The 24,709-nt window shown below is 69.3% G+C and carries 24 protein-coding genes; 15 read left to right on the forward strand and 9 right to left on the reverse strand.

Annotated features, from left to right (window positions below):
* Positions 1–12 precede the first annotated feature (12 nt).
* Complete coding sequence (locus G6N14_RS05010) at positions 13–1,545, reverse strand: xylulokinase (RefSeq protein ID WP_085134806.1); 1,533 nt, start codon at positions 1,543–1,545, stop codon at positions 13–15.
* A gap of 38 nt (positions 1,546–1,583) precedes the next feature.
* Positions 1,584–2,978 (reverse strand): pyridoxal phosphate-dependent decarboxylase family protein, encoded by a 1,395-nt coding sequence (locus tag G6N14_RS05015; RefSeq protein WP_085134807.1) that lies wholly within the window; start codon positions 2,976–2,978, stop codon positions 1,584–1,586.
* 333 nt (positions 2,979–3,311) lie between these two features.
* Between G6N14_RS05015 and hrcA the strand changes: the two genes are divergently transcribed.
* The 9 genes from hrcA to G6N14_RS05060 all read left to right on the forward strand — a co-directional run bounded on the left by hrcA (position 3,312) and on the right by G6N14_RS05060 (position 12,552).
* Entirely contained in the window at positions 3,312–4,355 is a 1,044-nt protein-coding gene (gene hrcA, locus G6N14_RS05020; protein ID WP_085134808.1) for a heat-inducible transcriptional repressor HrcA, read from the forward strand.
* A gap of 33 nt (positions 4,356–4,388) precedes the next feature.
* Positions 4,389–5,537: a molecular chaperone DnaJ gene (gene dnaJ / locus G6N14_RS05025; protein WP_085134809.1), complete on the forward strand. Its 1,149-nt coding sequence runs from the start codon at positions 4,389–4,391 to the stop codon at positions 5,535–5,537.
* A 7-nt stretch (positions 5,538–5,544) separates the two neighbouring features.
* Complete coding sequence (locus G6N14_RS05030; protein WP_085134810.1) at positions 5,545–6,288, forward strand: 16S rRNA (uracil(1498)-N(3))-methyltransferase; 744 nt, start codon at positions 5,545–5,547, stop codon at positions 6,286–6,288.
* 175 nt (positions 6,289–6,463) lie between these two features.
* On the forward strand, positions 6,464–7,513 hold the full coding sequence (locus G6N14_RS05035) for a PhoH family protein (protein ID WP_085134811.1): 1,050 nt from the start codon (positions 6,464–6,466) through the stop codon (positions 7,511–7,513).
* On the forward strand, positions 7,510–8,046 hold the full coding sequence (gene ybeY, locus G6N14_RS05040; protein WP_085134812.1) for an rRNA maturation RNase YbeY: 537 nt from the start codon (positions 7,510–7,512) through the stop codon (positions 8,044–8,046). The genes G6N14_RS05035 and ybeY overlap by 4 nt, the downstream gene beginning before the upstream one ends.
* The gene (locus G6N14_RS05045) at positions 8,043–9,341 is read left to right on the forward strand and encodes a hemolysin family protein (protein ID WP_085134813.1); all 1,299 of its coding nucleotides are present in this window, start codon (positions 8,043–8,045) and stop codon (positions 9,339–9,341) included. Before ybeY ends, G6N14_RS05045 begins: the two co-directional genes overlap by 4 nt.
* A 90-nt stretch (positions 9,342–9,431) precedes the next feature.
* The gene (gene era / locus G6N14_RS05050; protein ID WP_085134814.1) at positions 9,432–10,340 is read left to right on the forward strand and encodes a GTPase Era; all 909 of its coding nucleotides are present in this window, start codon (positions 9,432–9,434) and stop codon (positions 10,338–10,340) included.
* 61 nt (positions 10,341–10,401) lie between these two features.
* Positions 10,402–11,073 (forward strand): DUF5642 family protein, encoded by a 672-nt coding sequence (locus tag G6N14_RS05055; RefSeq protein ID WP_085134815.1) that lies wholly within the window; start codon positions 10,402–10,404, stop codon positions 11,071–11,073.
* Positions 11,074–11,094: 21 nt separating this feature from the next.
* Positions 11,095–12,552, forward strand: a complete 1,458-nt coding sequence (locus G6N14_RS05060) for a flavin-containing monooxygenase (protein WP_085134816.1) — start codon at positions 11,095–11,097, stop codon at positions 12,550–12,552.
* Positions 12,553–12,559: 7 nt separating this feature from the next.
* Here the strand turns inward: G6N14_RS05060 and G6N14_RS05065 are convergent, their stop codons facing one another.
* From G6N14_RS05065 to G6N14_RS05075, 3 genes are all read right to left on the reverse strand, one after another.
* Positions 12,560–13,426: a sulfurtransferase gene (locus G6N14_RS05065; protein ID WP_085134817.1), complete on the reverse strand. Its 867-nt coding sequence runs from the start codon at positions 13,424–13,426 to the stop codon at positions 12,560–12,562.
* Between the two features lie 13 nt (positions 13,427–13,439).
* On the reverse strand, positions 13,440–13,778 hold the full coding sequence (locus G6N14_RS05070) for a hemophore-related protein (protein WP_085134818.1): 339 nt from the start codon (positions 13,776–13,778) through the stop codon (positions 13,440–13,442).
* Between the two features lie 123 nt (positions 13,779–13,901).
* Complete coding sequence (locus G6N14_RS05075) at positions 13,902–15,350, reverse strand: amidase (protein ID WP_085134819.1); 1,449 nt, start codon at positions 15,348–15,350, stop codon at positions 13,902–13,904.
* Between the two features lie 74 nt (positions 15,351–15,424).
* On the opposite strand from G6N14_RS05075, the gene recO reads away from it, so the two are divergent.
* From recO to G6N14_RS05100, 5 genes are all read left to right on the forward strand, one after another.
* The gene (recO, locus tag G6N14_RS05080) at positions 15,425–16,219 is read left to right on the forward strand and encodes a DNA repair protein RecO (RefSeq protein ID WP_085134820.1); all 795 of its coding nucleotides are present in this window, start codon (positions 15,425–15,427) and stop codon (positions 16,217–16,219) included.
* Between the two features lie 155 nt (positions 16,220–16,374).
* Complete coding sequence (locus G6N14_RS20635; protein WP_179960806.1) at positions 16,375–16,857, forward strand: hypothetical protein; 483 nt, start codon at positions 16,375–16,377, stop codon at positions 16,855–16,857.
* 135 nt (positions 16,858–16,992) lie between these two features.
* A complete protein-coding gene (locus tag G6N14_RS05090) occupies positions 16,993–18,213 on the forward strand; it encodes a class I SAM-dependent methyltransferase (protein ID WP_085134821.1) in 1,221 nt (406 codons plus the stop codon).
* Between the two features lie 82 nt (positions 18,214–18,295).
* Positions 18,296–19,183, forward strand: a complete 888-nt coding sequence (locus G6N14_RS05095) for a decaprenyl diphosphate synthase (protein ID WP_085134822.1) — start codon at positions 18,296–18,298, stop codon at positions 19,181–19,183.
* On the forward strand, positions 19,183–19,569 hold the full coding sequence (locus G6N14_RS05100) for a hypothetical protein (protein WP_085134823.1): 387 nt from the start codon (positions 19,183–19,185) through the stop codon (positions 19,567–19,569). Before G6N14_RS05095 ends, G6N14_RS05100 begins: the two co-directional genes overlap by 1 nt.
* A 13-nt stretch (positions 19,570–19,582) precedes the next feature.
* Here the strand turns inward: G6N14_RS05100 and G6N14_RS05105 are convergent, their stop codons facing one another.
* Both G6N14_RS05105 and G6N14_RS05110 read right to left on the reverse strand, forming a co-directional pair.
* Complete coding sequence (locus G6N14_RS05105; RefSeq protein ID WP_085129746.1) at positions 19,583–19,975, reverse strand: Fur family transcriptional regulator; 393 nt, start codon at positions 19,973–19,975, stop codon at positions 19,583–19,585.
* Complete coding sequence (locus tag G6N14_RS05110) at positions 19,972–20,322, reverse strand: ArsR/SmtB family transcription factor (RefSeq protein WP_085134861.1); 351 nt, start codon at positions 20,320–20,322, stop codon at positions 19,972–19,974. The genes G6N14_RS05105 and G6N14_RS05110 overlap by 4 nt, the downstream gene beginning before the upstream one ends.
* A 162-nt stretch (positions 20,323–20,484) precedes the next feature.
* On the opposite strand from G6N14_RS05110, the gene G6N14_RS05115 reads away from it, so the two are divergent.
* On the forward strand, positions 20,485–21,867 hold the full coding sequence (locus tag G6N14_RS05115) for a glycine--tRNA ligase (RefSeq protein WP_085134824.1): 1,383 nt from the start codon (positions 20,485–20,487) through the stop codon (positions 21,865–21,867).
* Positions 21,868–21,873: 6 nt separating this feature from the next.
* Here the strand turns inward: G6N14_RS05115 and G6N14_RS05120 are convergent, their stop codons facing one another.
* Together G6N14_RS05120 and G6N14_RS05125 are read right to left on the reverse strand one after the other, a co-directional pair.
* Entirely contained in the window at positions 21,874–22,638 is a 765-nt protein-coding gene (locus tag G6N14_RS05120; RefSeq protein WP_085134825.1) for a hypothetical protein, read from the reverse strand.
* Between the two features lie 14 nt (positions 22,639–22,652).
* Entirely contained in the window at positions 22,653–24,650 is a 1,998-nt protein-coding gene (locus tag G6N14_RS05125) for a TPM domain-containing protein (RefSeq protein WP_163787059.1), read from the reverse strand.
* Between the last annotated feature and the right edge of the window lie 59 nt (positions 24,651–24,709).

The following is a 24,709-nucleotide window of genomic DNA, read 5'->3' on the forward strand; positions in this document are numbered from 1 at the left end:
CCGCCTGGTGGATCAGTTGAGGCGGCCGAACATGCCCTTCTGCGCCTTGTAGAGCTTGGGGAACTCCGCGAAAATCCGGTCGTAGACCTCGCGATTGCCGGCCTCGGGTTCGAACACGCCGTCGAGCGGAGTCAGGTGGCGTAGCTCGTCGCGATGCAGTTCGCCCAACCCGATCCCGGCGAACAACGCTGCGCCGCGGAGCTGGGCGTTCAACGGGTCAGCGACTCGTTCGTAGGTGCGGCCCGTCACGTCGGCCATGATCTGGCACCACAGGTCCGACCGCGCCCCTCCGCCGATGATCCGGATCGGCCCGGAGTTGGGTGCGAACCGATTCAGGTACTGCAGCAGCCACCGACTGTTGTAGGCCACCCCTTCGAGCACCGCGCGCACCAGATCGGCACGGGTGGTGGCCAGCGAAAGGTTGTGGAAACCGCCACGGGCCCGACGGTCGTCGACGGGGGAGCGTTCGCCCTTGAGCCACGGGGTGAAGATCACCCCGTTCGAGCCGACCGGAGCGCCGGCCGCCAGCTCCGTCATCCCGTCGTAGTCCAGGCCGTCGAAGACGTTGTCGCGCAACCACTCCAATGCGCGCCCGGCGGTGTCCTGCATGTCGACCAAGAGGTAGGAGGACGGGTCGAGGCCCGGAACCGTGGCCAGTTGATGAAACACATCGGTCTTCTTCGACGGCATCGGGCAACTGATCCACGAGGTGGTGGAGATGGTCAGGTGCAACTCGCCCGGCTGAACCGCACCGGATCCCACGGCGGCGCTGTGCATGTCCGTGCTGCCGGTGACCACCTTCGCCGCAGGCGAAATGCCGAGCTCGGCGGCGACCTCCGGTGCCACCGGGCCGATGATCGATCCAGTGGGCAGCAGCGGTGGCAGCTTCGCGCGGTCGACACCGGCCAGCCGCACCAGGACGTCGTCGTAGTCCAGCACTGCCGGATTTCGGTTGTCGGTGAGCCAGCTGCCTGTCATCGACGCCGGTGATGCGACTGCCCGCCCGGTGAAGCACATGCTCAGGTAGTCCACCGGCTCAAGCAGCCAGCGGGCTTTGGCGAACACCGCCGGGTCGCCGTGCTGCAGGTGCAGCATGTGCCCGACCGGGTCATCGCCGTTAGGGGACGGCACCCCGCCGTTGCGGCGCAGCCAGCTGAGCACCACACGTGGCCGGTAACCGGCCAGCCAGCCGCCGAACGCCTTGCGGCTGTAGGGCTCGCCGCGACTGTCCATCCACATCACGCAGGGCCCCACCGGGCGCCCTTGGGCATCGACGGGCACGGTGCTGGCCCACTGCCCGGTGATCGACACCCCGGTGACCCGCTCGCCGCTTACGCCTCCTTCGGCAAGGCCACGCCGGGTGGCGTCACAGATGATCTCCCACCACAGACCGGCATCCTGGGTGGCTGCTCCGCTCGGGCCGTACTCGGTCGCGACCGCGACATGGTCCGACCACAGCACGGTGCCGTCCAGCGAGACGAAACCCACTTTGGGGCCGCCGGTACCGAGATCGACGGCGAGCACGACACGCTCAGCACGGTTCATACGGCGCTACTCCTGGGCACCGCGGGCCTGTCCACCGGTCACAGGGGCGGCAACGACTGCTGGGTGTCGAGGATGTGCTCCATGAAGCCCTCGATGAATTGCGCTGCCTCAGCGGTCATCCCACCGGGCACTCCGCCGTAGACGGCCGCACTGACCGGCGTCTGCCCGGCAGCGGTCTGTGCCTTGGCGTATTCGACGGCTTCCGCGAGGTCGGCGGCGAACGCCGCGACCACGCCGGGCTGGGTCTGGGGGCGGGTGACGGCCATGTGGATGGCGTTGGGGTACTGCTGGCCGTTGAACCGCCAGCCCTTGGGCTTCATGGCGTCCGCGACGTGGTAGATGTCGAACTCCTCGGAGCGGAAGCTGAAGCAGAATGTGGGCGAACCGATGATCGTCAGTTCCGGATGGCTGCGCACCGCGTCCTGCATCGCCGACGCGGTCTCCAGGATCGCCTTGGCGTAGCGGAGGTACCCCTCGCGGCCCAGCTGCACCATGGACGCCCACGCGGCGGCGATCAGCCCGCCCGAGCGGGAACCCTCGATACCCGGCGACATGTACTTTCCGCCGGTCCAGTCCGGCAGAAAGAAGTACTGCGCGTTGCGGTAGGACTTGTCGCGGAACAGCAGGGTCGAGGCGCCCTTCAGGGCGTAGCCGTACTTGTGGTTGTCCGCCGAGATGCTGGTGACACCGGGAACCCGGAAGTCGAAAAGCGGTACGTCGTAGCCCAACTCGTTGGCGAACGGCAGCACGAAACCGCCCAGGCAGGCGTCGACGTGCAGGCCCACGCCGCGCTCGGCCGCCAGCTGCCCCAGTTCCGGGATCGGGTCGACGGTTCCGTAGCCGTAGTTGCAGGCCGAACCCATGATCGCGATGGTGTTCTCGTCGATGTTGTTCGCCACCCAGTCGATGTCGGCCTGGGCGGTCTGCGGGTCGATGGGCGCCTTGCGCAGTTCGATGCCGAACAGGTGGCAGCCCTTGTCGAAGGCGGGGTGGCCCGTCTCGGGCTTGATGAAGTTCGGCCGGGTGACGCCGCGGTGCTTGGCGGCGTGCTCGCGGTAGGCCAGCAGCGCGTGGATGATGCTGCCGGTCCCGCCGGTGGTGACCATCCCGGCCGGATCCCCGTCGGTGACCGCGTCGGCGTGCATCAGATCGAGCGCCATCGCGATGACCTCGCCCTCGAACTTGGTGGCCGACGGGCAGATGTCGCGCTGCAGCACGTTCACGTGGGCGAACAGGCCGAATGCCTCGTCCAGGAAGCCGTAGTGCTCATGGTCGCCGCAATACATCGTTCCCGACACCTTGCCGGTTTCCCAGGTGGGGTCCTCGGCCTGCGCCATCTCACGCAACTCCGCGAGCACTTCCTCGCGCGGCCGGCCCTGCTCGGGCAGCGTGCGGTTGACGGTGAAGCGGTCCGCATACGGGAAATCGGACATGGCTCTGGCAGACCCTCCATCTCGAGAACCCCCACCGGCCTGGTCAGCCCGGGATTCGTCGTGTCGTTGTGACGCGCGCAATAGCAGAGCTAACCATGGCTGATTCGCGCGGTGTCGCTACCCCACCCGCGCGGTAGCCGGTCCAGCGGCCGTGCCGCGGTGTTTTCCCTGTTCACCTGCGGCCGCGGCCGACGTCGTAGAGTTCGTTCACGTGGCCCGCCCGGTGCCGGACCGCGGCCGCGGCGTCGTCGACGGCATCGAGCACCGGCTGTCGGCGGCTTCACCGTAAAATCGAGGGTGGCCGTAACCGTTCAAGGTTGGAGGTGAGCACCCATGGGCGTGGCCGATGAGCGCCGCTTCGAGGTACTGCGTGCCATCGTCGCCGACTTCGTCGCCACCAAGGAGCCGATCGGCTCGAAAGCCTTGGTCGAAAGACACAACCTGGGAGTGTCCCCGGCCACGGTGCGCAACGACATGGCGGTGCTGGAAGCCGAAGGCTACATCGCCCAACCGCACACCAGCTCGGGACGCATTCCCACCGAGAAGGGCTACCGGGAGTTCGTCGACCGTCTCGACGACGTCAAACCGCTGTCGTCGGCCGAACGCCGGGCCATCCTGTCGTTCCTGGACTCCGGTGTCGACCTCGACGACGTGCTGCGGCGCGCCGTCCGCACCCTGGCGCAGCTGACCCGTCAGGTGGCCGTCGTGCAGTACCCCACGCTGTCGGTGTCGACGGTGCGGCACCTGGAGGTGGTCGCGCTGACCCCTGCGCGGCTGCTGCTGGTGGTCATCACCGACTCCGGCCGGGTCGATCAGCGCATCGTCGAACTCGGTGACCCCATCGACGACCACCAGCTCAGCCAGCTGCGGGAAATGCTCGGCGCGGCGTTGGAGGGCAAGCGGATCTCGGCGGCGTCCACGGCGGTCGCCGACCTCGCCGGCCATCTGGACGGCCGCAGCGGGCTGGCCCCCGGCCTGGCCAACGCGGTCGGGCGCTCGGCGACGGTGCTGCTGGAATCGCTGGTCGAGCACCGCGAGGAGCGGCTGCTGCTGGGCGGTACGGCCAACCTGACCCGCAGTGCCGCCGACTTCGGCAGCTCGCTGCGGTCGGTGCTGGAGGTGCTCGAGGAGCAGGTCGTGGTGTTGCGGCTGCTGGCTGCGCAGCAGGAGGCCGGTAAGGTCACGGTACGCATCGGACACGAGACCGAAGCGCAGGAGATGGCCGGCGCCTCGGTGGTGTCCACCGTTTACGGGTCACAGGGCACCGTGTACGGCGGTATGGGGGTCCTGGGGCCCACCCGGATGGACTATCCGGGAACCATCGCCAGTGTTGCGGCAGTTGCTAAGTACATCGGTGAAGTGCTCGGGGCTCGCTAGCCTCCGGCTGTCAGACGTTGGGAAGGGTCAGGCGTGGCACGCGACTATTACGGATTGCTGGGCGTCGACAGGGACGCCAGTGACACCGAACTCAAGCGCGCCTATCGCAAGCTGGCGCGCACCTACCACCCCGACGTCAACCCCGACGAGGAGGCGCAGGCCAAGTTCAAGGAGATCACCGCGGCCTACGAGGTGCTGTCCGACCCGGAGAAGCGCCGCATCGTCGACCTCGGCGGTGACCCCCTGGAGAGCGGCGCCGGCAACGGTTTCGGCGGCGGCTTCGGCGGTGGGTTCGGCGGCCTCGGGGACGTCTTCGAGGCGTTCTTCGGCGGGGGAGCGGCCTCCCGCGGCCCGACCGGCCGGGTCCGGCCGGGCTCGGACTCGTTGCTGCGCATGCGCCTGGATCTCACCGAGTGCGCGACGGGGGTGACCAAGAGCGTCACCGTCGACACCGCGGTGCTGTGTGACCGCTGCAAAGGCCGCGGCACCAACGGGGATTCGCGCCCGGTGACGTGCGACACCTGCCACGGTCGCGGCGAGGTGCAGAGCGTGCAGCGCTCCCTGCTGGGTCAGGTCATGACCTCGCGGCCGTGCCCCACCTGCCGCGGCGTCGGCGAGGTGATCCCCGACCCGTGCCACCAGTGCGGCGGCGACGGCCGGGTGCGGGCCCGCCGCGAGATCAGCGTGAAGATCCCCGCCGGAGTCGGCGACGGGATGCGCGTCCGGCTGGCCGCCCAAGGGGAGGTCGGTCCGGGCGGGGGCCCCGCCGGCGACCTCTATGTCGAGGTGCACGAGCAGCCCCACGACATCTTCACCCGCGACGGCGACGATCTGCACTGCCACATCAGGGTGCCGATGGTCGATGCGGCGCTGGGCACCACGGTCACCGTCGAGGCGATCCTCGACGGTGCCACCGAAATCACCATCCCGGCCGGCACCCAGCCGGGCGCCACCATCGTGCTGCGCGGCCACGGTATGCCGCAGGTCCGGACCGGGGTGCGCGGCGACCTGCACGCCCACATCGAGGTGGTGGTTCCCGAACGCCTCGACAACCACGACACCGAACTGCTGCGCCAGTTCAAAGAGCACCGCGACCGCGATACCGCCGAAGTCCGCTCGGCGCACGCGCCGCAGAGCGGCGGGCTGTTCAGCCGACTGCGCGAAACCTTCACCGGCCGCTGAGCCCGGAGTGGCCGGCCTGTTCTATGTCGACGCGCTGCCCGAGGTGGGGGCGTTGGCGGCGCTCGACGGCGACGCCGGCTTTCACGCCGCGTCGGTACGCCGGATCCGGCCCGGGGAAGCGCTGACACTGGGCGACGGCGCCGGTGCGCTGGCGCACTGCCAGGTCGAGGAGGCCGACCGCGGCGGGTTGCGGGCTCGAGTGCTCGACCGCCGGCAGGTCGCGCCGCCGGCGCCGCCGGTCACTGTGGTGCAGGCGCTGCCCAAGTCCGAACGCTCCGAACTGGCGATCGAACTGGCCACTGAGGCCGGCGCCGACGCCTTCCTGGCGTGGCAGGCACAGCGGTGCGTGGCCCGCTGGGACGGCCCGCGCGCCGACAAGGGGGTGCGGCGCTGGCAGGCGGTGGCCCGGGCGGCGGCCGGGCAATCCCGCCGCGCCCACGTCCCGCCGGTCCAGGGCGTACTCACCACCGGTGAGCTGGTGTCGTGGGTCGGCGAACAGGTGGCCGCCGGCACCACCGTCCTGGTGTTGCACGACGCCGCCGGAGCCGGGCTGCCCGAGGTGTCCCAGGCCGCGGCACTGGCCCTGGTGGTCGGACCCGAGGGCGGAATCACCGAGCCGGAGCTGGCGGCGCTGACCGGCGCCGGCGCCGTCGCCGCCCGGCTCGGGCCGACCGTGCTGCGCACCTCGACCGCGGCGGCCGTCGCGCTGGGGGCGCTGGGGGTGCTGACCCCACGCTGGGAGACCGGCTAGCGCCAGCCGGGCCGCTTGCCGACCCGGCCGGGCACGCCGCGGCGCGCGGCCCGCCGGCGAAACGCGCCTGGCGGGGTGAAGCGCTGGGAGCCGGCGATGCCCGACGGTAGAATCGCAACAGCCGTGTGACCCGCGGCTACCCGCGAAAACCAAGAAAGCAGGCATCGGACAACCCGTGACGCCCCGCGATACCCCCGCTGCCGGGCCGGCCTCGCAGGTTCGCAGCAGCGTCGAAATTCCATCCGACCTGGTCGTGGGCCTGCTGGGTTCTGCAGATGAGAACCTGCGCGCCATCGAACGACTGCTGACCGCCGACCTGCACGTGCGCGGCAACGCCGTCACCATCTCCGGAGCCCCGGCCGATGTCGCCCTGGCGGAGCGGGTGCTCTCGGAGCTGGTGGCGATCGTGGCCGGCGGCCAGGCCCTGAACCCGGAAGCGGTGCGGCACAGTGTCGGCATGCTGGTGGGCACCGGCAACGAGTCGCCCGCCGAAGTGCTCACGCTCGACATCCTGTCGCGGCGCGGCAAGACCATCCGGCCCAAGACGCTCAACCAGAAGCGCTACGTCGACGCCATCGACGCCCACACCATCGTCTTCGGGATCGGCCCGGCCGGCACCGGCAAGACCTACCTGGCGATGGCGAAGGCCGTCAGTGCGCTGCAGAGCAAGCAGGTGACCCGCATCATCCTGACCCGTCCGGCGGTCGAAGCCGGCGAGCGGCTCGGATTCCTGCCGGGCACCTTGAGCGAGAAGATCGACCCGTATCTGCGCCCGCTCTATGACGCGTTGCACGACATGATGGATCCCGAACTCATACCCAAGCTGATGAGTTCGGGTGTCATCGAGGTGGCGCCGCTGGCCTACATGCGCGGCCGGACCCTCAACGACGCGTTCATCATCCTCGACGAGGCGCAGAACACCACCGCCGAACAGATGAAGATGTTCCTCACCCGGCTGGGTTTCGGGGCCAAGATCGTCGTCACCGGCGACATCACCCAGATCGATCTGCCGGGCGGGGCGAGATCCGGGCTGCGGGCCGCGGTGGACATCCTCGACGACGTCGACGACATCTACGTCGCCGAGCTCACCAGTGTCGACGTAGTGCGCCACCGGCTGGTGTCGGAGATCGTCGACGCCTACGCACGCCACGAATCCGAACAGGTCCAGCCGGGGCTGGCCATGAACCGCGCGCAGCGGCGCGCACCGGGTAGGTCACGCCGATGAGCATCGAGGTCTCCAACGAGTCCGGCCTGGACGTCTCCGAGGTCGAGTTGATCAGCGTCGCCAAGTTCGTGCTGGCCAAGATGGACGTCAATCCCGGTGCCGAACTGTCGATGGTGCTGCTGGACAAAGCCGCGATGGCCGACCTGCACATGCGCTGGATGGACCTGCCCGGGCCCACCGACGTCATGAGCTTCCCGATGGACGAGCTGGAGCCCGGCGGCCGGCCGGATGCGCCCGAGCCCGGCCCGTCGATGCTCGGTGACATCGCGCTGTGCCCGGAGTTCGCCGCCGAGCAGGCCGCGGCGACCGGACATTCGCTCGGCCAGGAACTGGCCCTGCTCACCGTGCACGGCGTGCTGCATCTGCTGGGCTACGACCACGCCGAGCCGGACGAGGAAAAAGAGATGTTCGCGCTGCAGCGCCGCCTGCTCGAAGAGTGGGTCGCCGACCAGGTGGAGGCCTATCGGGCCGAGACCCAGAGCGAGAAGGACCGTCGCCTGCTCGACAAGACGCGGTACTTCGACGAACCGTGACCGAGACACCGCTGCTTTTCGGCGTGATCGCGCTGATCGGCCTGGGGAGTCTGTTCGCGGCGATCGATGCCGCGGTCAGCACCGTTTCCCAGGCGCGCGTCGAGGAGCTGGTGCGCGCGAAGCGGCCCGGTGCCGTCTGGCTGGTCAAGCTGATGGCCGAGCGCCCGCGCTACATCAACCTCGTGGTGTTGTTGCGCATCACCTGCGAGGTCACCGCCACCGCGCTTTTGGTGTTCCTGCTCAGCGCCGTGCTCGGACTGGACTGGGGACTGTTCGCCGCCGCGGCGATCATGGTGGTGGTGAGCTTCGTGGTCATCGGGGTGGGCCCGCGGACCCTGGGCCGCCAGAACGCCTACTCGATCGCGCTGGCCGCCGCGCTTCCCCTGCAGGTCCTGTCGGTGTTGCTCGCCCCCATCAGCCGCCTGCTGGTGGTGCTCGGCAACGCCCTGACGCCCGGGCGCGGGTTCCGCAATGGGCCGTTCGCCTCTGAGATCGAGCTGCGCGAAGTGGTCGACATGGCACAGCAGCGCGGGGTGGTGGCGGCCGACGAGCGGCGGATGATCCAGTCGGTCTTCGAACTCGCCGACACGCCGGCCCGCGAGGTGATGGTGCCGCGCACCGAGATGGTGTGGATCGAGCACGACAAAACCGCTGGTCAGGCCACCGCGCTGGCGGTGCGCAGCGGACATTCCCGCATTCCGGTGATCGGCGAGAACGTCGACGACATTCTCGGTGTGGTCTACCTGAAAGACCTTGTCCAACAAACCTATTACTCCACCAACGGGGGGCGCGACACCACGGTGGCGCAGGTGATGCGCCCGGCGGTCTTCATGCCCGACTCCAAGCCGCTCAATGCGCTGCTGGAAGACATGCAGCGCAGCCGCTATCACATGGCGCTGCTGGTCGACGAATACGGCGCGATCGCCGGACTGGTCACCATCGAGGACGTCTTGGAGGAGATCGTCGGCGAGATCGCCGACGAGTACGACCAGGGTGAAGTCGCCCCGGTGGAGGAGTTGGGCGACAACAGGTTCCGGGTTTCGGCGCGGTTGCCCATCGAAGACGTCGGGGAGCTCTACGGCGTCCAGTTCGATCCCGGCCTCGACGTCGACACGGTCGGCGGGCTGCTCGCCCTGGAGCTGGGGCGGGTTCCGCTGCCCGGCGCCGAGGTGATCTCGCACGGTCTGCGCCTGCGGGCCGAGGGCAGTCGCGACTCCCGCGGGCGGGTGCGGATCAGCACGGTTCTGGTCAGTCAGGTCCAGCCTGCCGGTGAAGAGGCCGCAGTTGAGCGGTGACCGGCCCGCCGTGTGCGCACCGAACGTGTACTCAGTGCGACAATGCACCCGAATTCTCGTGCTGAGAACACGTTCGGCGAAAGGCGGCTCGTGACCGAGTCTGATTCCGGGTTCCATTCGGGCTTCGTGTGTCTGGTCGGCCGGCCCAACACGGGCAAGTCGACGCTCACCAACGCCCTGGTGGGCGCGAAGGTGGCGATCACCTCGAACCGCCCGCAGACCACCCGGCACACCATTCGCGGCATCGTGCACCGCGACGACTTCCAGATCATCCTGGTCGACACGCCCGGCCTGCACCGGCCGCGGACCCTGCTGGGCAAACGGCTCAACGACCTGGTCCGCGACACCTACTCGCAGGTCGACGTGATCTGCCTGTGCATCCCGGCCGACGAACCGATCGGCCCCGGCGACCGCTGGATCGTCGAGCAGATCCGCGCCGTCGCACCCAAGACCACCCTGGTGGTGGTGGTCACCAAGATCGACAAAACCAGTCGCGACAAGGTCGCCGCACAACTGGTCGCGGTCGGCGAGCTGGCGCCCGAAGCCGAGATCGTCCCGGTGTCGGCGGTCAGCGGCGAGCAGGTTGACGTGCTCATTTCCGTGCTGGCAGCCGCGCTGCCCGTCGGTCCGGCCTTCTATCCGGACGGCGAGCTGACCGACGAGCCCGAAGAGACCCTGATGGCGGAGTTCATCCGGGAGGCGGCCCTGGAGGGCGTGCGCGACGAACTACCGCATTCGCTGGCGGTGGTGATCGAGGAAGTGCGCTCGCGGGAGGATCGCGAGGACCTGATCGAGGTCTATGCGGTTCTCTACGTCGAACGCAACAGCCAGAAGGGCATCGTGATCGGCCGGGGTGGATCCCGGCTGCGCGAGGTGGGCACCGCCGCGCGTACGCAGATCGAGAAGTTGTTGGGCACCAAGGTATTTCTCGATCTGCGGGTAAAGGTGGCCAAGAACTGGCAACGCGACCCCAAGCAGCTCGGACGGCTCGGTTTTTAGGCGGACGGGCCGGGGATGCCACCGCCCGCGCCCGCCGAAACGGCATTGGTAGATTCCAGGGATGTCCGTACGCAAGTCGTTGCTCGTGTCCTCGGTCGGCCTGCTGGTGTGTGCGCAAGCACTGGCCGGCTGCGGGGGCGCGCAGAAGCCGATCGATACCACCAAGCTGTTCAACGTCCAGTCGACGTTCGGCTCCGACTTCAAGACCCAGACCAAGGGTCCTAACGACATCGACCCCAAGATTCTCGGCCCGCAGAAGATGCCTCCCGGCGTGACGTTCGACCCCGCCGACTGCGCCGACTACGCCGCCAACACCGGCCGGCCGCCCAAGGGCATCCAGGGCAAGATGTCGATGGTGTCGATCGTCGGCGACGGCAACCAGCTGGTCGCGATCGCCATGCAGTCCGACCAGGACCTGCCCTACGACGACACCGACGCCGAGAAGTGCAGCCACGTCTCGTTCAACGCCGGCAAGCTCACCGGCTACCTCGACGAGGTCGACGCCCCGGAGATCGAGAACGCCAAGACGGTGGGATCGCACTCCGAGATCGAGATCACCGGCAAGGACGGCCAGCAGTCCCGCGAGTCCTACACCTTCACCGCCTACCTGGGCAAGGCACTGGTGCAGGTCACGGCCAACCCGCAGGCGGTCCGCGGCCAGGCCCCGGCGATGGTCGACGCCGACCGGGCGCGGCAGTTGTTGGTCGACGCGGTGGCAGCGCTGCGCGACTAGCGGTGCCGGGGGAGCCGCCACGTGACCGAGCGCGAGCCCCGCGTCCTGGTCGTCGGGGCGGGCATCGCCGGGATCACCACCGCGCACGTCCTGCGTGAACAGGGCTTCACCGACGTCACCGTGCTCGAGAAGGGCTCCGACGTCGGCGGGGTCTGGTACTGGAACCGCTATCCGGGCCTGCGATGCGACGTGCCGTCGCAGATCTACCAGTTCGGGTTCGCCCCCAAACCCGACTGGCAGCACGCCTGGGCGACCGGCGCGGCCATCCAGCGCTACCACCGCGACGTCGTCGACCGGCTGGGGCTGGCGCCGCTGATCCGGCTGGACACCGAGGTGAGCGAGGCGCGCTGGGACGAGCGTCGGCACTGGATCGTCACCACTGCCGCCGGGGAGGAGCTGGACGCCGATTTCCTGATCTGTGCGACCGGCGTCCTGCACCACCCGTTTGTCCCGGAGATCCCCGGACTCGCCGATTTCGCCGGACCGGTGGTCCACACCGCCCGCTGGGACGACGACCTGGACACCGAAGGCAAGCGGATCGCGGTGATCGGCACCGGATCCACCGGAGTGCAGGTGGTCTCCGCGCTGGCGCCGCGGGCCGCGTCGATCGACCACTACGTGCGGTCGGCGCAGTGGATTCTGTGGGCGCCCACGTCGCTGCGGCAGCTGCCCGGCGTCGCCGCGGTGCTGCGGCGGTTCCCGGCGTTGCACCGGGCGCTGCACCGGCTGCTGACGTTCGGCGGCTCCGGGCTGCTGACCGATGTCACCACCCGCCCGACGTGGCGCCGCCGGGCCGTGCAGGCCTACGCCCGGGCGTGCCTGCGGATTCAGGTGCGCGACAAGGCGCTGCGGGCCAAGCTTCGTCCGGACTACGAGCCGCTGTGCAAACGCCAGGTGGTGTCGGGAAGCTACTACCGGGCCATCCGGGCCGGCAATGTCGACGTGGTCACCGAGACCATCACCGAAGTCAACCCGACCGGCATCCGCACCGCTGACGGTACCCGCCGCGACACCGACGTCATCGTGCTGGCGACCGGCTTTCACGCCCACAACTACATGCGACCGATGGGTCTGTGCGGCCGCGACCGGATCAGCATCGACGATGCCTGGGCCAAGGGCCCGCGCGCCTACCGGATGACCGCCATCCCCGGTTTCCCCAACCTGTTCACGGTGTTGGGGCCCAATTCGCCCACCGGGTCGATCTCACTGCAGTACACCTCGGAGCTCACCGCCGGCTACATCGCGCAGTGGTTGACCAAGTTCCGGACCGGTGAGCTGACCACGGTGGAGGTCACCGAGCAGGCCACCACCCGGTTCAACGACGCCGTCGCGGCCGCGATGGTCCCGACGGTGTGGAACACCGGGTGCAACTCCTGGTACCTGACCGGCAGCGGCGCGATCGATCTGTGGCCGTTTGACCGCGCGACGCTGAAGAAGATGTTCGCCAGCCCCGATCCGGCGGATTTCCACCTCGGCTGAGGCGGCCTCAGTGCTCGCCGCGGGCCACCGGCCGGGACGCATCCGAGCTCCACTGTGACCACGATCCCGGGAACATCGCTGCCGAGCGGCCGACGGTGGCCAATGCCGCGACGACCACCGTGGCACTGATCCCCGAACCGCAGTAGGTCCCCACCGTGGCGTCGTCGCCGATGCCGCGCTCGGCCAGCAGTCCGATGATCTCCTCGTCGGGGAGCAGGGTTCCGTCGGCGGTCAGCAGCGCGGTGAACGGCAGGTTTTTCGCGCCGGGGATGTGACCGGCGGCGGCGTCGACGGGCTCCACCTCGGCGCGAAAGCGTTCGGGGGCGCGGGCGTCGAGCAGCGCCAGCGAACCGGTCCGGGCACCGTCGCCGGCCTCGTCGGCGGTCAGCGTGGGCCGCAGGCCCTCATACAGATCCTCCGGCAGCAGGGTGACGTTGCCCGGCTCGGGGCAGACCTCGCCGGTGTGCAACTCGCCACCGGCCTTCGTCCATGCCGCCAGCCCGCCGTCGAGGATGCGCACGTCGGCTACCCCCGAGGTGGTCAGCAACCACCACAATCGCCCCGAACCGGCCCGGTTCCAGTCGTCGTAGACCACCACCGGGACGTGGCGCCGCACCCCCCACCGGCGGGCGGCGGCTTCCAGATCACGGCCGGTCGGCAGCGGGTGCCGGCCCCGGTCGGACACGGTGCGGTCGGACAGCTCGTCCTCGAGCGAGACGTAGACCGCGCCCGGCAGGTGGCCGCCCAGATACGCCGGATGCCCGTCGGGTGCCTCCAGGCTCCAGCGGACGTCGAGGACGGTCACCGGTTCACCGGCACGCAGGAGCGCGATGAGCTCGCCGGCGGTGATCAGAACCTTACTGCGCGGACCCACCGCTTGAGCAGGCTCAGTAGTTGTTGCAGCTGTTGGCGACCTGGACGATCGTGCCCACGTACTGCTGTGCCTCGGGCATACCCTGAACCATGTTGGCCAGCTGCTGGCGCTTGGCGGGCGGAGCGTTCAGGAACATCTGCAGCATGCCCTGCCCGTTGGGGTTGGCATCGAACTCCGCTGCCGCGGCGGGGTTCTCCGCGACCAGCGCCGCGTGCACCTGCGAATAGGTGCAGGTGGTGTTGAGGATCGGGCCGAGGTCGGGGCTGGCGGACGCGATTCCGGACCCGGCGCAGAACGCCAAAGCCAGACTGCCGGCTGCGACAGAGATCCTGGTCAACGACAGAGAGGCCATTTTACGGACGCCTTTCACCAGTGCATCTTTACGGGGATTTGAAGACTTAACTCGAAGACTGGCCTAGCTTAACCGAACTGCGTGCGGCGCGCTGAAGTCGCAGCTGGGGCCGGTAGGCGCGGATCACGAGCCTTGACCGGGCTCGGTGCGCCACCACGGCGTGGGCTGGCGCGCCGCCCACCCGCTGACGCCTTCCAATTCGGCCGCCAGCGACACCAACAGGCCGTCGCTGTTGGCCGGCCCCATCAACTGCACCCCGATCGGGAGTCCGTCGGAGGTGAACCCGGCGGGGACATTGATCGACGGCCAGCCCAAGAGGTTCCACGGCCAGGTCACCGGGCAGGCTGCGATCATCGCGCGGTCGGTCTCCCAGCTGTTGAGGTCGTCGAAGGTGTTGACCAGCGGCGGCGGCTGAGCGGTGGTGGGCGCCAGCACCACGTCGACGATGCGGAAGATCGAGCCCACCCGCCGGTGATCCTTGGCCTCGTGGGCGCGGGCCTTGCGCAGCACGGCCTGCGACAACAGCCGGCCGGTGCGCATGTTGGCCAACGTCCGCGGGTCGAGGTTGACCCCGTTGCCCAGGGCGTTCGCCGCGGTCAGTACGCCGGCGGTGGATCGGGACAGGAAATTCCATGACAGCCGCAGCCCGTAATCGGGGTTTCCCGGGATCACGGTGTGCCCGAGCAACCGCAGTTGTTCGGCCGTGCGCTCCAGGGCGGCCCGGATCTCCGGGTGCAGCCGGGCCCCGAACCCCGTGTAGGGGAAGCGGGTCGACAGCGCGATACGCAGCTGCCCCGGTGCGGTCCGCACGTAGTCCGAGACCGTCATCGGTGGCGGTTTGTGCAGGTCGCCGTCAGCGTTGCCGGAGACCGCGTCGAGCACCAGCGCAGCGTCTTCGACGGTGCGGGCCAGCACCCCGTTGACGGTGAGCCCGTTGAAGGCCTCCGGCAGCGGCCATGTCGAGATGCGGCCGCGCTGTGGCTTGATGCCGACCAGATGCGTCCAGGCCGCAGGAATACGCACACTGCCGGCGCCGTCGGATCCGATGGCCGCGGTCACCAGACCGGCGGCCACCGCGGCGGCACTGCCACCCGAGGATCCGCCGGGGGTGTGCCGGCGCGACCAGGGATTGCGGGTGTGGCCGAAACCGGGGCCGCTGGTGAACGGCCACTGGCCCAATTCGCAGGTGTTGGTCTTGCCGACGATCACCGCGCCGGCGGCCCGCAGCCGGCGTACCACCTCGGAGTCGTGGCCGGCCGGTTCGACGTATCCGGAGGCGCCGAACGAGGTCGCCACGCCCGCGATGTCGGTGTCGTCTTTGACTGCGATCGGGACGCCCAGCAGCGGCGCGCGGTGCCCGGCCGCTCGGCGCCGGTCGGCTTCGGCGGCGCTGACCAGTGCCGACTCGGTGAAGACCACCCGGAAGGCGTTCAGGGTGGACTGACTGGCGTCGATGGCGTGCAGCGACCGGCGCACCAGGTCCACCGAGGTGGCCTCGCCGCTGGCCAGCTGGTAGAGCTGCTCGGTGAGGGTGGGGAAGCGGGTTGCAGAGGTCGCGGACGGGTGGCTCATCGGTGACGAGAGTATCGGCGTGCCACGCCGGTGGGGGTCCTCGAAACGCCCGCATCCGATGCGAAACTGGTCCGATGCGGCTGTACCGGGACCGGGCGGTGGTGCTGCGCCAGCACAAGCTCGGCGAGGCCGACCGGATCGTCACTTTGCTCACCCGCGACCACGGGCTGGTCCGCGCGGTGGCCAAAGGAGTGCGCCGTACCCGCAGCAAGTTCGGGGCCCGGCTGGAACCGTTCGCCCACATCGATGTGCAGCTGCATCCCGGCCGCAACCTCGACATCGTCACCCAGGTGGTGTCGGTCGACGCGTTCGCCACCGACATCGTCAGCGACTACGGCCGCTACACCTGCGCCTGCGTGATTTTGGAGACCGCGGAACGCCTGGCCGGTGCCGAGCGGGCCCCGGCGACGGCACTGCACCGGCTCACCGTCGGTGCGCTGCGCGCGGTGGCCGACGGCCGCCGCCCCCGCGAGCTGGTGCTGGACGCCTACCTGCTGCGGGCCATGTCGGTGGCGGGGTGGGCGCCGGCGCTGACCGAGTGCGCCCGGTGTGCCACCCCCGGCCCGCATCGGGCATTCCACGTCGCGGCCGGTGGCAGCGTCTGCGCGCACTGCCGCCCGGCGGGGGCGACCACCCCGCCGATGGGTGTGCTGGATCTGATGTCGGCGTTGCACGACGGTGACTGGGAAGCCGCTGAGCTGTCCACGACGGCGCATCGCAGCCACGCCAGCGGATTGGTGGCTGCGCACCTGCAGTGGCACCTGGAACGGCGCCTGCGGACCTTGCCCTTGGTGGAGCGGGTCCCCCAGCAGCCGGCGCAGCGCGGCGCCGACGACGCGGATGCGCAGGCCCGGGCTGCCGGCAGCTGACCCCTCGGGGTCCCCGAACCCGAAATCTGTCCGTTTCGGTGGACTGCACGGTGGTCGGCGGTAGGCTGATGCGACTTCACGATCCGCATGTTTCAACCAGGAAGGCAGGCCGAATGTTTCACGACACCGGGTGGGGGCGCTGGGCGCACAGAACGATGCCGGGATACGGAGCCGGTTTCGGTGCGGCGGCCGGAGCGCTACTCGTCGTGGGAATGATGCCGGCCGTGGCTTCCTGCGCGCGGGCCGCCGAGCCCGGCCCGGCCACCGGGATCACGGCACCGCTGCCGGTGAACGGCCCCGGCGCTGACGGGGCGGACGGCGCCGACGGCGCTCCCGGGGCGGACGGCGCTCCCGGAGCCGACGGGGCCCCCGGTGCCGGTGGCCTGGGCGGCCAGGGCGGCAAGGGCGGTCAAGGCGGCAAGGGCGGTGCCGGCGGCCAGGGCGGTAAGGGCGGCCAGGGTGGCCGCGGCGGCGACGGCGGTAACGGCGGTGCCGGTGGGGCCGGTGGCGCCGGTGGCGCTTCGGGATCCGGCGGCCAGCCCGGTGAGGGCGGTGCCGGTGGCCTGGGCGGTGCGCCCGGACCTGGTGGAACCCCGGGTCAGCCCGGCCAGCCCGGTGAGCCCGGGCGGGCCGGCTGACCCTGCCCCACTGACTCGTTCCGGTGCGTCGGACACTCCGTTTGGAGTCGCCTCCGGACGCGCCGGCCCAACAGGCCCCCGCTAAAGTCTGATCCGATCCGGCGGGGGGTTAATTCGACAAGGAGCCACAAAGAAGTGACCGAGAATCCACGTGCAGACGTCGTCTCCCGGCAGTACGAGCGGTGGACCTACCCGCCGCCCATCCATGACCTGCAGGCCTGGACGACCACAAACTGGGAGTGGTTCGACCCCAGCCACGCCTCCCGGGTGCTGTGGCCGGATCGGGAATACCGTCCCGACCTCGACATCCTGATCGCGGGCTGCGGTACCAACCAGGCGGCGGTCTTCGCCTACAACAACCCGCAGGCCAAGGTTGTGGCCGTCGACATCAGTGCATCGTCGTTGGGGCACCAGCAGTACCTCAAGGACAAGCACGGTCTGTGGAACCTGGAGCTGCACCAGCTGCCCATTGAGGAGCTTTCCACGCTCGACCGGGACTTCGACCTGGCGATCTCGACGGGCGTGCTGCACCACATGGCCGACCCCGAGGTGGGCATGAAGGCGATCGCCGAGCGGCTGCGGCCCGACGGCGTCGCCGGCATCATGCTCTACGCGCGCTACGGCCGCATCGGTATCGAAATCCTGGAGTCGGTCTTCCGGGACCTCGGGTTGGAGCAGAACGACGAGTCGATTCAGACCGTCCGCCAGGCCATCCGCGTGCTGTCGCCGGAGCACCCGGTGCAGCCGTACATCAAGATCGCCGGTGACCTGTTCGCGGATGCGGGCCTGGTGGACACGTTCTTGCACGGTCGGGCGAAGAGCTACGACGTCGACGGGTGCATCGAACTGGCCAAGTCGGCCGGCCTGGACTTCCAGGACTGGCTGCTCAAGGCGCCGTACTACGCGCACGATGTGGTGGTGCCATCGGCCGGCTTCTACGACAAGGTGAATGCCTTGCCGGAGGAGAAGATCTGGTCGGTCATGGAGCGCATCCACACCCTCAACGCGCGGCACTTCTTCATCGCCACTCGGCCCGATCGGCCCAAGAGCAGCTACAAGATCGACTTCTCCACGCCGGAGAGCCTCGACTACGTGCCGCTGTTCCGCTGGAAGTGTGGCTTGAACAACGACGAGATCTTCCGTTCGGGCTGGCGTATGCCGCTGAACCCGGCTCAGCTGCCGTTCGTTCAGAGCATCGACGGCCGTCGCAGCATTCGTCAGATCGCCGCGGACCTGGCGCAGGCCGGCGGCCCATCGCGCGGCAGCGCCGCGGACCTGGAGAAGTTCGGCCGCAAGCTGTTCCAGTCGCTGTGGCGGCTGGACTTCGTCGCGGTCGATCTGAGTGCCCGTTCCTGATCGTCGGCATGGTCGGTAAGCCGTCGCGGCGGCCGTATGGTCGCCGCGGGCGGCGCCGGCACGGTCGGGCAGGATAAGGCGCATGGTGTTGAACCGGGCAAATCGGAAGGCGGACTTCCCGCAGCTGCCCGCGGCGCCTGCGGATTATCCGGTGTTCCCGGACAAGTCCACCTGGCCGGTGGTCTTCCCGCAGTTGCCGTCGCCGCCCGGCGGGGGGCCGTGCCGCCCCCCGCAGCACACGTCCAAGGCCGTGGCGCCGCAGATTCCCGCCGAGGCGCTGCCGAACCACGTCGCGGTCGTGATGGACGGCAACGGCCGCTGGGCGACCCAGCGCGGGCTGGGCCGCACCGAGGGGCACAAGATGGGCGAGGCGGTGCTCATCGACATCACCTGCGGCGCCATCGAACTCGGTATCAAGTGGCTGACGGTGTATGCGTTCTCCACCGAGAACTGGAGGCGCTCCCCAGAGGAGGTGCGCTTCCTGATGGGGTTCAACCGCGAGGTGGTGCGCCGGCGGCGGGAGAACCTCAACGCGATGGGCGTGCGGATGCGCTGGGTGGGCTCTCGTCCGAAGATGTGGCGCAGCGTGATCAAGGAATTCGAGATCGCCGAGGCCATGACGGTCGACAACGACGTCATCACGATCAATTACTGCGTCAACTACGGCGGGCGCACCGAGATCGCCGAAGCCGCCAAGGCCATCGCCGAGGAGGCCGTGGCGGGCAAGCTGAACCCGAGCCGGATCAACGAGGCCACCATTGCGCGGCACCTGCACCGGCCGGACATGCCCGACGTCGACCTGCTGATCCGCACCTCCGGCGAGCAGCGGTCGTCCAACTTCATGCTGTGGCAGGCGGCCTACGCCGAATACATCTTCCAGGAGAAGCTGTGGCCGGACTACGACCGCCGCGATCTGTGGGAGGCCTGCGAGCAGTACGCCTCGCGGCAGCGCCGGTTCGGAACGGCCTGATGCCCACGCTGGCCGACCGGCTCGCCGCGGCACTCGCCGAGGTGCTGGCGGTCGACGCCGAACCCGACGGTGCGCTGACCGTCCGGCACGACGGAATGCTGGCGTCGTTGCGGGTCGTGCCGATCTCCGAGGACCTGGAGCTGGTGTCGCTCACCGCGATCCTGGCGTGGGATCTGCCGTTGACCGAGCACCTGCGCACCCGTGCCGCCGAACAGGCCGACCTCAGTCAGCTGGGCACCGTGTCCCTGGTCGGTAGGGACGCGTCCGCGGACGTGATTCTGCGGTACAACTTCCCCGGATCGGGGCTGAGCGATGGCGCGCTGCGCACCCTGGTTCTGATGGTGCTGGCCAAGGGCGTCGACATCCGGGACGCACTGACCGCCTGATGGCGGGCCGGGCTCAGTTCCGGCAGGCGGGGCAGGTGCCGAAGATCTCGATGGTGTGGCCGACGTCGGAGTAGTCGTGCTCGGCGGCGATGCGCGCCGCCCACTCCTCGACTTCGCGGTCGCCCACCTCGACGGTGGCCCCGCAGCCCCGGCACACCAGATGGTGGTGGTGGTGATCCGAGCATCGCCGGTACACCGATTCGCCGGTGTCCGAACGCAGCGTGTCGACCTGTCCGGCCGTGGCCATCGCCTGCAATGTGCGGTAGACGGTGGTCAGCCCGATGTTCTCGCCGCGCTCACGCAGCGCGTCGTGCAGTTCCTGGGCCGACCGGAAATCCTCGACGGTCTCCAACAGTGCCGCGATCGCTGCCCGCTGCCGGGTGGAGCGCACCCCGGGGGCGCTCAACGGTCCTCACCGGCGTGCGCCACCGCGTCAATGGCGATGTGCGCCAGGTGATGGTCGGCCAGTCGGTAGAGCACTTCGCGACCAGACCTTTCCCCGGCGACGACTCCGGCGGACTTGAGGATCTTCAGGTGCTGGCTGACCAGCGGCTGCGGCACGCCGAGCGCGTCGACGAGCTCGTGCACGCAGCGCTGTGACTCCTGCAGTTGCAACACGATCGCGATGCGAACCGGGGCGGCCAGCGCGCGTAGCAGCTCTCCGGCTGCGTCGAGGATCTCCCGCGGCGGTGTCGCGGGAAAGGCTGGGCCGGTGTGTCGGTGGCCCACCAGGCCCGATGCTGAGGAGGTCATGACACCACCTCCGGACACGTTGGAAATCATTTTCAGCTGGCACCCACTGTTCCATGCGTGATGACGCATGTCAAAGAACGCGGACGGTGTCGATACGATGACTGATGTTTTGCGCGTCGGCGTTGCCGGCGCGGTTCCGTCAAGACAGGAGAGCACCCCCTCGTGGCGTCCATCATCGACACTGTTGCCAACCTGGCCAAGCGACGTGGCCTGGTCTTCCAGTCGGGCGAAATCTACGGCGGCACAAAGTCGGCGTGGGACTACGGGCCACTCGGAGTGGAGCTCAAGGAGAACATCAAGCGGCAGTGGTGGCGCTCGGTCGTGACCTCCCGGGACGACGTCGTCGGCCTGGACAGCGCGATCATCCTGCCCCGTCAGGTGTGGGTGGCCTCCGGGCACGTCGCGGTGTTCAACGACCCGCTGGTGGAGTGCCTGAGCTGCCACAAGCGGCACCGGCAGGACCACATGCAGGAAGCGGTGGCACTGAAAAAGGGCGGCAACCCCGATGACGTGCCGATGAGCGAGATCGCCTGCCCGGACTGCGGCACCAAGGGGCAGTGGACCGAGCCCCGGGACTTCAACATGATGCTCAAGACCTACCTGGGTCCCATCGAGTCTGAAGAGGGTCTGCACTACCTGCGGCCCGAGACCGCGCAGGGCATCTTCGTCAACTTCGCCAACGTGGTGACCACGGCGCGCCGCAAGCCGCCGTTCGGGATCGGCCAGATCGGCAAGAGCTTCCGCAACGAGATCACCCCCGGCAACTTCATTTTCCGGACCCGCGAGTTCGAGCAGATGGAGATGGAGTTCTTCGTCGAGCCGTCCACGGCCAAGGAGTGGCACCAGTACTGGATCGACGCGCGCCTGCAGTGGTACGTCGACCTGGGCATCAACCGTGAGAACCTGCGCCTCTACGAACACCCGCTCGAGAAGCTGTCGCACTACTCCGCCGGCACCACCGACATCGAGTACAAGTTCGGTTTCACCGGCAACCCGTGGGGGGAGCTGGAGGGCATCGCCAACCGCACCAACTTCGACCTGACTACGCACTCGGAGCATTCCGGGGTGGACCTGTCGTTCTACGACCAGGCGACCGACACCCGCTACGTGCCGTATGTGATCGAACCGGCAGCCGGCCTGACCCGCTCGCTTATGGCCTTCCTGGTCGACGCCTACCACGAGGACGAGGCGCCCAACGCCAAGGGCGGCGTGGACAAGCGCACCGTGCTGCGGTTGGACCCGCGGCTGGCTCCGGTCAAGGCGGCCGTGCTGCCGCTGTCGCGCAACGCCGACCTATCGCCCAAGGCCCGCGACTTGGCGGCCGAGCTGCGCCAGTCCTGGAACGTGGAATTCGATGACGCCGGGGCGGTCGGCCGGCGGTACCGCCGCCAGGACGAAATCGGCACCCCGTACTGCATCACGGTCGACTTCGACTCCCTGGAAGACCACGCCGTCACCGTCCGCGAGCGCGACACGATGGCTCAGGAACGGGTGGCCATCGACGCGGTCTCCGACTACCTGGCGGTGCGCCTCAAGGGCTGCTGATCGAGGTCAGTCCTCGGCGGCTTCGTCGTCGGCGACATCGGCGGTGTTCGGTCTGGCCGGTGTGAACCAGTCCGCCCGGGTTTGCCACGACTGTGCGGCGGCGTAGGCGAAAGCCAGGCTGGCCGCCCCCGCACAGGTCCAGGTGGGCAGCGTGTAGGTACTTCCGGCGAGCACGCTGATCAGCTGGTAGGACATGGCCGCGGTCTTCAGGGCGATCCAGACCAGATACTGGTCGGCCGAAGCTGTGGAGCGCGGATCGTTGCGCAGGGTCAGCAACAACCGGCCGGTGAACGCGAACAGGTAGAGCGCAGAGACGCAGATCAGCGTCCAGTAGACCGTGAACCACGGGCCGCGGGTTGCGAAGACATCCTGATACTGCGCCTGCCCGCGGTCCGCGATGAAGTACACGACGATCGCCAGCGGCAGAACGAATGTCAGCGGAGTGGTGATGTAGCGGCGTGCCAGCTTCCTGGCTCCAGCCTGATCGCTCAGTCGCGTCACCAGATGCCTGGACATGGTGACCGCCGCGGCGAACATGCAGAGCGCAGCAAGCAGGCCGGAGACGTTCCACACTCCGAGCGCGCCGTGCAGGATCGGATCAAGAAGTCCCCATCCCGCCGGTGACATGAGCACACCCGCGCCAACGATGAAGACCAGGATGCGCGAGGGATTGCTGTCCCAGCGTGAGCCCCAAGTGTCGCGGCGGATCCACAGCGCGTAGCAGCACGCCGCCAGGGCCGCCATCACGGCGATGTTGATGAGTTCGAGCATGGGTTATCGGCGGTCTAGAACCGGCCGCCGCCGCCGAAGAAGCCGCCACCGGACGAGGAGCCGCCGAACGAGGTCGGACTCCACCCGCCCCCACCGCTGCCGCCCCCGCCGAAGCCGCCGCCACCCCCGCTGAGGATGTTGCCGATGATGATGCCGCCCAGCATGGCTCCGGTGTCGTTGCCACCGCCGGGACCGCCGCCGTAGCGCCCGTAGTAGGCGCGCTGGGCCTCCTGCACATCGGCCTTGGCCAGGGACTGCGCCGCGGCGGCCAGGGTGGCCGCGCCGTTGGCCTGGCTGATGGCTCCGGCCACGTCGGTGCCGCGCAGCGCCTCGGCCGCGTCGAGCCGGCGCCGGGCCTCGACCAACCGGGTACGGGCCTCCGGGCCGACGCTGCCGCGACGGGTGTCGATGTAATCCGACACGGCCCGAATCCGCGACGACGCGGTGAACAGCGCCTGCTCGAGGGTGCGGGCCAACCGTTCGGCGGCCGCGCGCTCTTGCGCGACGGTGTCCAGCAGCTGATCCAGGGCGGCGTCGGCTTTGATCAGCGCGCTGAACGCGCCCAGCGGATCTCCGGGGGTGCGGGCGCCGGCGACGGCTTTGACCACGGTGTCGCGCGCGGTGGTCAGTTCGGCCTGGTGCGCGCCCACCCCCCGCGCCAGCTGTGCGGCGGCCTGGGCGATGCCCGCCTCGGCGTCGCCGATGGTCTCCGGCAGCGCGGCGACGGCGTGGCGGATGTCGCTGGCGGCACTGTCCACCGCGTCGAGCAGTGCCCGGCCCTGGGCCAGCGCCGACTCGGCGGCCCGCACCACGTCCACCAGTTCGCTCTGACCCCCGGTCACCGGACGTTCGGCCAGGCTGCGCGCCCGGGTGATGTTGCGCTCGGCGAAGGCCGCCCGGTCCTGGGCGGTCTTGACATTGCCGGAAACCGAGCTGAGCGCGATGGCGTCGAACTCGGAGTGCAACTGCGTCAGATGCTGTTCGGAGGCCGGGATACGCCCGGTCAGCTCGACCAGTTGCTGGGTGAGGGCGTCGAGCCGGTCGGCGGAGTGCAGCACCAGATCGCGTAACTGCTCGAACGCGGCCCGCTGGGCCTCGAGTTCGCGGTCGGCCTTCGAAGCGGTGACGATCACACCGGTCAACAGGTCGCGCTGTTGGGCCGGGGTCTCGGGAATGTCGTCATCGAGCTGCTGGCGCACGGTGAAGGCCTGCTCCATGGCCGCCTTGGCCGAGGCGACGGCCTGCGCGAACGGCTGGGTGCGTTGCTCGCCGAACTCCTCGATGGCCAACTGCAACTCGTTGGCGCTGGTGCGCACCGCGTTGTCGACTTCGACGACCTTCTCCCGGGACAGGGCGTCCAGCGCGAACACCGGCACCTCGGACAGCGCGTTGGGGTCGGTGGAATCGAGCCGCCGGGCGGCCGCCAGCGCCGCCACCCGTCGCCGGCTTCGCAGCCGGCGCACCACCAGCGCCACCATCAGGCCGGCGAGTGCCAGGGCGCCCAGCGCGATCAGGATCGGCGCCCAGCTGACCTCGGCGGGTGCGGCGGCGGCATCGAGTCCGGTGGCGGCCGCGGTGGCCGCCCCCGACCAGTCGCCGCGGCGCAGCGCGGGCTCGATCTGGTTGCGCCGTAACGCGTCGACTTCGCCGCTGCTGATCTCGGGGATGCCCTCGGAGACCAGGAAGGCGTAACTGCGGTCCGCGATCGCGACGGCCAGCACGGCGTCGTTGCTGCCCAGTTCGCTCAGCCGCGCGGTGCTGCGGCCCCAGTTGTCAGCGGTCTGCCCGGAGAACACATCGACATAGACCACCCACAACCGGATGTGCCGGTCGGCGTAGAGCGTGTCGATCGCGCTCTGCACCCGGGCCCGCTCGGGTTGCGACAGCGCCCCGGCGTTGTCGGTGATCGAGCTGGGGAGACGCATCGGAGGTTGCGCCGCGGCGCCCGGAGACACCAGCAGCACTGCGATGAGAAACGCCAGGGCGGCGCTGGCCAGCCGGGTGATGCGCATGCTGGCCAATCTATATGCGATCGGCAGGTGATCCGCGCCGATCCTGCGACCGGGCCGGC

This window comes from Mycolicibacter hiberniae (assembly GCF_010729485.1).
Taxonomy (GTDB): domain Bacteria; phylum Actinomycetota; class Actinomycetes; order Mycobacteriales; family Mycobacteriaceae; genus Mycobacterium; species Mycobacterium hiberniae.